This window comes from Xanthomonas dyei, assembly GCF_002939865.1.
Taxonomy (GTDB): Bacteria; Pseudomonadota; Gammaproteobacteria; order Xanthomonadales; family Xanthomonadaceae; genus Xanthomonas; species Xanthomonas dyei.
The window spans coordinates 74,381-82,420 of sequence record NZ_MDEE01000023.1 but is presented as its reverse complement, the minus strand read 5'-3'; the positions used below and the strand labels follow the sequence as shown (position 1 = coordinate 82,420).

At 62.0% G+C, this 8,040-nt stretch carries 3 protein-coding genes; 1 reads left to right on the top strand and 2 read right to left on the bottom strand.

Going from position 1 to position 8,040, the window contains the following annotated elements; genetic code table 11:
- Positions 1-296 precede the first annotated feature (296 nt).
- On the top strand, positions 297-1,913 hold the full coding sequence (locus XdyCFBP7245_RS15265; RefSeq protein WP_104616405.1) for an alpha-glucosidase: 1,617 nt from the start codon (positions 297-299) through the stop codon (positions 1,911-1,913).
- Positions 1,914-2,700: 787 nt separating this feature from the next.
- On the opposite strand, the gene XdyCFBP7245_RS15260 is transcribed toward XdyCFBP7245_RS15265, so the two are convergent.
- Positions 2,701-5,475, bottom strand: coding sequence for a TonB-dependent receptor (locus XdyCFBP7245_RS15260; protein WP_170068668.1), 2,775 nt, complete (start codon positions 5,473-5,475; stop codon positions 2,701-2,703).
- Positions 5,476-5,784: 309 nt separating this feature from the next.
- Positions 5,785-7,866, bottom strand: a complete 2,082-nt coding sequence (locus XdyCFBP7245_RS15255) for a glycoside hydrolase family 97 protein (RefSeq protein ID WP_104616403.1) — start codon at positions 7,864-7,866, stop codon at positions 5,785-5,787.
- Positions 7,867-8,040 lie beyond the last annotated feature (174 nt).

Sequence of the window (8,040 nt, the reverse complement as noted above, 5' to 3'; positions counted from 1 at the left end):
CGCATCAGGCACTGAAGATGATGACGCCTGACCAAGCCTATGCCGCTACATTAACCACCTGACCTGTGCAGAAACCGATGGGTCATTACAGTGGTGTCCAACCGAGATTCTCCATTCTAGAGTAGCGCAGTGGTTTGGAGTCCGATTCCCTATCCGAGGTGATTGGATAGGCAGCGTACTCCAGACTTGCGATGAATACGTATGCACGAATGCGATTGAAGTTTGCTGCGCGGCTACGCTAGCGGTCTTGACTGAGCGCATGTTCTCGCGCTCGCATTGGCCCGGGAGGGGCGTACATGTCGCAGACACCATGGTGGCGCGGGGCCGTCATCTATCAGATCTATCCGCGCAGTTTTCTCGATTCCAATGGCGACGGGGTCGGTGATTTGCCCGGCATCATCGCCAAGCTGGACTACATCGCCGGGTTGGGGGTGGATGCGATCTGGATCTCGCCGTTCTTCAAGTCGCCGATGGCCGATTTTGGTTACGACATCGCGGACTATCGCGCGGTGGATCCCTTGTTCGGGACGCTGGACGATTTCGATCGCTTGCTGGACAAGGCGCATGAGCTTGGCTTGAAAGTGATGATCGACCAGGTGCTGAGCCATACGTCGATCGCGCATGCGTGGTTCCAGGAGAGCCGGCAGGACAGGACCAATCCGAAGGCAGATTGGTATGTGTGGGCCGATCCGCGCGAGGATGGGATGCCTCCGAATAACTGGTTGTCGTTATTCGGTGGCGTGGCGTGGCAGTGGGAGCCGCGGCGCGAGCAGTACTACCTGCACAACTTCCTGGTGGACCAGCCCGACCTGAATTTCCACAGTGCGGAGGTGCAGCAGGCGACTTTGGACAACGTGCGTTTCTGGCTGGATCGGGGCGTGGATGGCTTCCGGCTGGATGCGATCAACTTCTGTTTCCATGATGCGCAGCTGCGCGACAACCCGGCCAAGCCAGCGGACAAGCGAGTAGGGCGCGGCTTCAGTGCGGACAATCCGTACGCGTATCAGTACCACTACTTCAACAATACGCAGCCGGAGAACCTTGCGTTCCTGGAGCGCTTGCGTGCACTGCTGGACCGCTACCCGAACGCGGTGAGCCTAGGCGAGATTTCGTCGGAGGATTCGCTGGCGACCACCGCGGAGTATACCGCCCAGGGCCGCCTGCACATGGGCTACAGCTTCGAGCTGTTGGTGCAGGACTACAGCGCGGCCTATATCCGCGAAACGGTGAGCCGGCTCGAGGCCACCATGTTGGAGGGGTGGCCGTGCTGGGCGATTTCCAACCACGATGTGGTGCGCGCGGTAACGCGTTGGGGTGGCGAACATGCGTCGCCAGCATTTGCGCGGATGGTGGTGGCGCTGCTGTGTTCGCTGCGTGGGTCGATCTGCCTGTATCAGGGCGAGGAGCTAGGCTTGGGCGAAGCGGACGTGGCATTCGAGGACCTGCAGGACCCGTATGGCATTACATTCTGGCCGACCTTCAAGGGCCGCGATGGCTGCCGTACGCCGATGCCATGGACCGACGCGCCATCTGCTGGATTCACCAGTGGCAAGCCGTGGTTGCCGCTGGCGGAGCCACATCGTGCCGCTGCGGTGAGTGTGCAGCAGGACAATGCGCATTCTGTGTTGAGTGCAGTACGTGCGTTTCTTGCCTGGCGCAAGGAAATGCCGGCGTTGCGCGAGGGATCTATCGCTTTCTACGACACGGCCGAGCCTGTGCTGATGTTCCGGCGCGAGCATGCGGGTCAGGTCATGCTGTTGGCATTCAATCTGTCCGCCGATCCTGCTGACATGGCATTACCTGCCGGCGAGTGGGAGCAGATCGATGTGCCTGGTGTTGAGCGTGGGGCGATCGAGGGCGGTCAGATCAGGTTGGCCGGGCATGCGGTTGTTGCTGCGGTAGGTCGTGGCTGAGTACGACTAGCTGCAACTTCCATGCGTGAGCTTGAGATGGCTTTGAAAAACGCTGCGGCATTTTTTGCGATGTCGCTCCGTTCTTTTTAGCCGGCTGATCGTCTCGCGTACTAGAGCGTTGATAAGCCCTAGCATTGCAGGCCTTCTCACTAGTGAGTGGCAGGGTGTCATCAGGAGCGCATAAATTTTGATGCGTCTTCCGATCTGTTAGCTGGCTTGGCTAGCATGCGGCGTTATGGCTAGCGGCGACTCGCTGCAAGGCTTCTTTAAACCGCCTGCTGCCTTTGCGAGTGGGTCGCTAAGCGCATATGCGCGGCGTGCAGCTCGAAGGTCGGTCTTATGCCGCGTAACTTAGGACCTGTGGCCTGTGGCAGGAAAGGATGTGCTGCAAGTTGTCTTGCGCGATCTCGTTAGGTTGGACTTCGTGGTGAAGATATCAAAAGAAGACCTGCCGGCTTGATATCGGCGGGTCTTCTTTTATGCAGGGGCGCAATGGAAATGTCGTTTGGCGCTATGCGTTTCTTGCTTTGATCGGAGCTTACTTCGTCGAAAGTAATATCGATTTTGTAGCATTGATGCCTGGGCTTTAGGGAAGGGAGGGAGCCGTACCCTCACCCCAACCCCTCTCCCGGTGGGAGAGGGGCCTATCTTGCTGCTCTTGATCGCTGCGGCTTCGAGCGTGTCGTTCGCCTTCCGATGTGGAAGGCGAACTTGGGGTATGACGCTCCCCCGACGTTTCGGAAGCGACTCAGGCGTCTTGTCTCCAGAACGTGGTGATACCAGCCACTCAGAACTTGTAGTTCACGCCCAGCACAAAGGTGCGGCCCCATTCGATGTATTCGAGCGGGCGGTCCTTGGTTTCTGCGTAAGTGCGATACGGCGAGTTGCTGAGGTTGCTGGCTTGCAGCAGCAGTGTGAGGCCAGCGAGGGTGCTGCCTTCGGCGAAGTTGTAGCTGATCTGCGCGTCGGTAATGTTTTCGCCGACGACGTAGCGCAGGGTGCGGTTGCCGTTGAAGTTGCCGATCTCGCCGATGAAGTCGGAGCGGCGACGCTGGCTGACGCGTGCTTCGAAACCCTTGTGCTCGTAATACGCGGTGAGGTTGTAAACACGCTCTGACAAGCCGGGCAGGCTGATTTCACCATCACCGACGCTGGAGGCGCTTTCCGGGTCGCGGATCTTGACGTCGCTGTCGTTGAAGGTGGCGCTGGCCTGGATGCCGAAGCCTTCCAGCGGGGCGAACAGCAGATCCAGCGGCAGCGATGCAGTGAGCTCGACGCCGCGCAGCGTGCCGCCCTTGCCGTTGAACGGTGCACTGAAGGTGCCGGTGGTGAGCACCGGTGCCGAGCCCGGTGGCGGCACGTAGCCGGCGACCAGTGCGGAGAAATCGTAGTTGTCGCGGCTCTGGGTGTAGATGTAGCTCTTCAGGTCCTTGTAGAAGAAGGCGGCTGCGACATATGCGCGCTCGGCGAAATATTTTTCGTACGAGAGGTCGATGGCGTTCGCGCGCCATGGGTCGAGCATCGGGTTGCCGCCGCTGGCGCCGGGCCGGCCGGTCGAGGTGTCTACGCCAAACTCCAGCGAGGCACGCAGTTGGTCCACGCGTGGGCGCGCGACCTGCTTGGCCATCGCAAAGCGCAGTGTCTGCTCGTACGGGAACTGGAAGGCCAGGTTCAGGCTGGGCAGCCAGTCGCGATACTTCTTGCCATCGTCGATGGGCCGCACTTCGCTGCCAGGCGGCTGCGAGGCATCCCAGTAATTGGCCTGCGAGGATTGATCGGCGCTCTGCAACTGCACGCCGATATTGCCGCGCACGCCGACCTCGCCCCATTCGGTATCGATGTTGGCGCGCAGCCAGGCGGTGGTGATCTTCTCTTCGACCGTCCAGGCCTTGGAGACCAGGAACGAGGCGTCGTCGCTGGGGTTGAACAGCATGTAGCGCGAGACCGCCGCCGGTACATTCCACGCGGGCAGGGAGCCGAGACCGGCGAAGCCGAGATTGACCGGTGCGTACTGGAGATCCGCTGCCACCGTGGCCTCGCCCTGCGCGCCCAGCGTGATGTTGCCTTCCGGCTGGGTCTTCTGCTTTTCGCGGTTGGCGTAGTTGACGCCGACATCCAGATCCGAGAACCAGCTCAGCGCTTCTGGCATCGGGAAGCTGGCCTGCAGGCGTGCGCCCTTGAGCACGTCTTCCACACGCGGCACCTTGCCGTAACCGGAGCCGTAAATGGTGTTGGTAAGGAACAGCTCACCCGGATTGGAGTAATTCATGCCCGGCGCCAGCTGCGAGAAGCCATTGCCGGCCACCGACACGCCAACGGTGTCCAACTGTGGCATGGGGGCACGCTGGAGATTGTTCTCCAGGTTCAATTCATCGCGGGTGGCCTTGGAGTAATTCAGGTCGGCGATGATCTTGACCGCGCCTGCGGTGATTTCGTTGTTCCAGCCGAAGGCGTCGATCTTGTCTTCGCGCTTGTTGTACATGCCGCGGACCAGCGGGTAGACGCCGCTGGCGGTGCCGCCGATGAAGCTGTTGTTGTCGTTGACGCGCACGTCGGTGATGTTCAGGCCCGGCGTGTAGCCGCCGTTGTAGTTGCTCAGGTTGAGCTCGAACTGGTTGGCGGTGTCGATCTGCTCGGCCTTGGTGTGGAAGGCGTCGAGCGTGCTGGTCCAGGCGTTGGACGGGCGATATTGCAGCGTGGCCATGACGCCATCGCGCTTTTGGTTGCCGGTGCGGCGCAGCGCCTTGATACCGTCGGAAAAATACACGCCGTCGGCTACGCCGGGGCGTTGACGCTGTGCATTGACCTGCTGCCACGGTTCGTACAGGCCCACCTGGTTTTCCTGGATCGGCATGTCGGTGTGGGCGTAGCCGATGGTCAGGCCGATGGTGCGATCAGCGAACTGATCGATATAGCTGACGTTGAAGCGGTTGCCGTAAGGGTCGACGTTGGCAGCCTTGCCCAGCGAATTGCGCTGATAGCGGCCACCGATGGCGATCACCCGCTCGTTGTAGCTCAGCGGGCGCGCGGTCTGCATGTCGACGGTACCCGACAGGCCCTGGCCCACCAAACCGGCGTCCGGGGTCTTGTACACGGTGACGCCGCTGACCAGCTCGGACGGATATTGGTCGAATTCCACGCTGCGGTTATCGCCGGTGCTGACCACTTCGCGGCCATTGAGCAGGGTGGTGGAGAAGTCCGGCGACAGGCCGCGCACGCTGATGACTTGCGCGCGACCGGCCACCCGCTGCGCTGCCAGGCCAGGCAGGCGCGCGAGCGATTCGGCGATGCTGACGTCGGGCAGGCGGCCGATGTCTTCGGCCGAAATGGCTTCCACGATCGAGGTGGAGTCGCGCTTGACCGAGATCGCGCCTTCGATCGCGCGCCGCAGGCCGGTGACCTGGACCTTGTCCAACTCGGTGACTGCGCCGTTCTGTTGATTGGATGCGGTTTGTTCGGTGGCGGTGGCTTGTGCAGGCGTTGCCGACTGCGCGGCAGCCAGCGTCGGTGCCATGGCAACGGCCAGGGCGATACTCAGCGCAGAGCGCTTGTGCTTCAACATTTTCCCCTCCCAGGTACATGTTGTTCTTTGATTTTTTGATCCGGCAGACGCCTGGATGTCATGCGTCGCACGCCCGGACGGACGTCACGACTGCAACGTATGGTAGACACCGCACCCGCATGCAAACGGGTGCTGCATACGTATTCAACCCGCACAACTGCAATGAAATCGATTCCACGCAAGGCATCCAGCACAAAGCTGCTGCTGCAGATCACGCATGGGCGCGATGCACGACCTGCGGCGATGAGGCGCGGTGGTGAGATGCACTCGCTGGCGTCGGCGGCACCGCAGCGTGCTGCGATGCATCACTCAAGGCTTGCCATCCATCGGGACGAAGCGGATCGCCTGTCCGCCACCGGGTGCCAGGCGCAGTTCGAGGGTGTCGCTGCTGCCCACCTGGCGCTCCTCGCGCACGAAGGCGAACGGGTTGCTCAGGTAATCGGCGCCGTCGCCATCGCGATAGATCTGCGCGGTGTAGCGCACGCCGGGTTCGAGAAAACCCAGCGGCACCTGCAGCAGGCGGCCGTGCTCGTCGGTGATGCTGCCCAGGAACCATTCGCGGCTGTGCCGATCCTTGCGCGCGATGGTCACGTAGTCGCCCACTTCGCCATTCAATGCGCGGGTCTGGTCCCAGTCCACCGCCACGTCTTCGATGAAGCGGAACGCGTCGCGATGTTGCAGATAATGCTCGGGCAGATCGGCGGCCATCTGGATCGGGCTATACAGCGTCACATACAGCGCCAGTTGCCGCGCCAACGTGCTCGGGATGGCCTGGCCGTCGCGACCCTTCAGGCTGACGATGCCTGGCGTGTAATCCATCGGCCCGGCGAGCAGGCGCGTAAACACCAGGTTGACCTCGTGTTCCGGCGGATTGGGTGGCTGGCCCCAGGCGTTGTATTCCATGCCGCGCGCGCCTTCGCGCGAGATCCAGTTGGGATAGGTGCGGCGCAGCCCGGTGTCCTTGATCGGTTCGTGCGCATTGACTGCGATATGCCGCTCGGCCGCCTCGCGCACCACGCGCAGATGATGGCGCGCCATCCATTGGCCATCGTGCCACTCGCGCAACGGTGCACCGCCCGCAGGGTTGCGTCGCTCCACCTGGCCGTCGTCGCAGACATAGCCGGTCTTCACCGAGTCCACGCCGAAGCGTGCGTACAGGTCCATCGCCTCGGCGATCTGGTCTTCGTAATGGTCCACTGCGCATCCCGTTTCATGATGGCCGATCAAATGCACGCCTTTGGCTGCGGCGTACGTGCTCAGTGCGGGCAGGTCGAAATCCGGCGTGGATGTTGTGAAATCGAAGCGACCGCCGTTGCCGAACCATTCGCCGTCCCAGCCCGGGTTCCAGCCTTCGACCAGCACGCCGCGAAATCCATGCGCGGCGGCGAAGTCGATATAGCGCTTGGTCGTGGCAGTGGTGGCCGCATGTTTGGGCCCGGTGGCCCAGGTCTGTTGGTTGAGATGCATCGACCACCACACACCGACATATTTGGACGGCTTGACCCAGTCCACCGCGCCCAGCGCATTGGGTTCGTTGAGGTTGAGGATCAGGTTGGATTCCACCAGGCCGGTGGCCTGATCGGCGATCTGCAGCGTGCGCCAAGGCGTATCGAACGGCAGGCTGCGGCGCACCTTCCAGCCTTCGGCGGCCGGCGACAACTGCGCGCGCAGGCGCTGGTCGTCGGTGCGGCGTAGCCACATGCCGGCGTAGTCCACCAACGCCGCTTCGTGCAGCGCAATGTGCAGCCCGCTGTCGGTACGCAGCGTCAGTGGCGTATGCGCCAGTGCGACCTGATTCAACGGCGTGCGCCGATACAGATACTCGTAGTGGATCGGCTCGCCTGCGGGAATCCACCATGCTTCAGCCGGTTGTGCGATGGCGAACTCAGTGACTTCCTCGTCGATGATCGCTTCACGCAATCCGGCTTGCTGCGGGAAGTGGTAGCGAAATCCCACGCCGTCGTCGTAGACGCGAAAGATCACTTCGAAGCTGCGTTGCGCACCATTGCGTTCGCTCAGGCTGACGCGTAGTTCGTTGTAATGATTGCGCACCAGGCGTGTTTCGCCCCAGGGTTGCTCCCAGGTGTCGTCATGGCTCTGGCGTGATTGCGAACGCACCACTAACTCGCGGTCCAGGCGGCCGTCGCGCAAGGTAAAGCCCAGCCGTGAGCGCTGTATGACCGGCTGTCCCAGCCGCTGCACACGGTAGTACGGCGTGCCGCCATCCAGGTCCAGACTCACTTGCAAGACCTTGCCGGGCGACGCCACATCGATGGTGGTGACCTCGGCGTGCGCCATTGCGGTAAGACTGCCGAGGCAGGTCAGAACCAGCAGCCGCGCGATCCAGGCAGCGCCCAGTGTCGAGCGTGCTCGACGTGAAAACAGCGGCATATCCCCTCCCAAGGCGACCGTTGCAGAAGCGGCGACTATGCAGCGGCACACCGTACAAGCGCCGTGCTGTGCGCTCGTTGCCGCCATGAATACGTATGCAGTGATGCGTCAGGGCAGGGTGCGCGTCTACCATGGCGTACGGCACCTGGGAGGGTCCGCGACCGTGGCACGCCT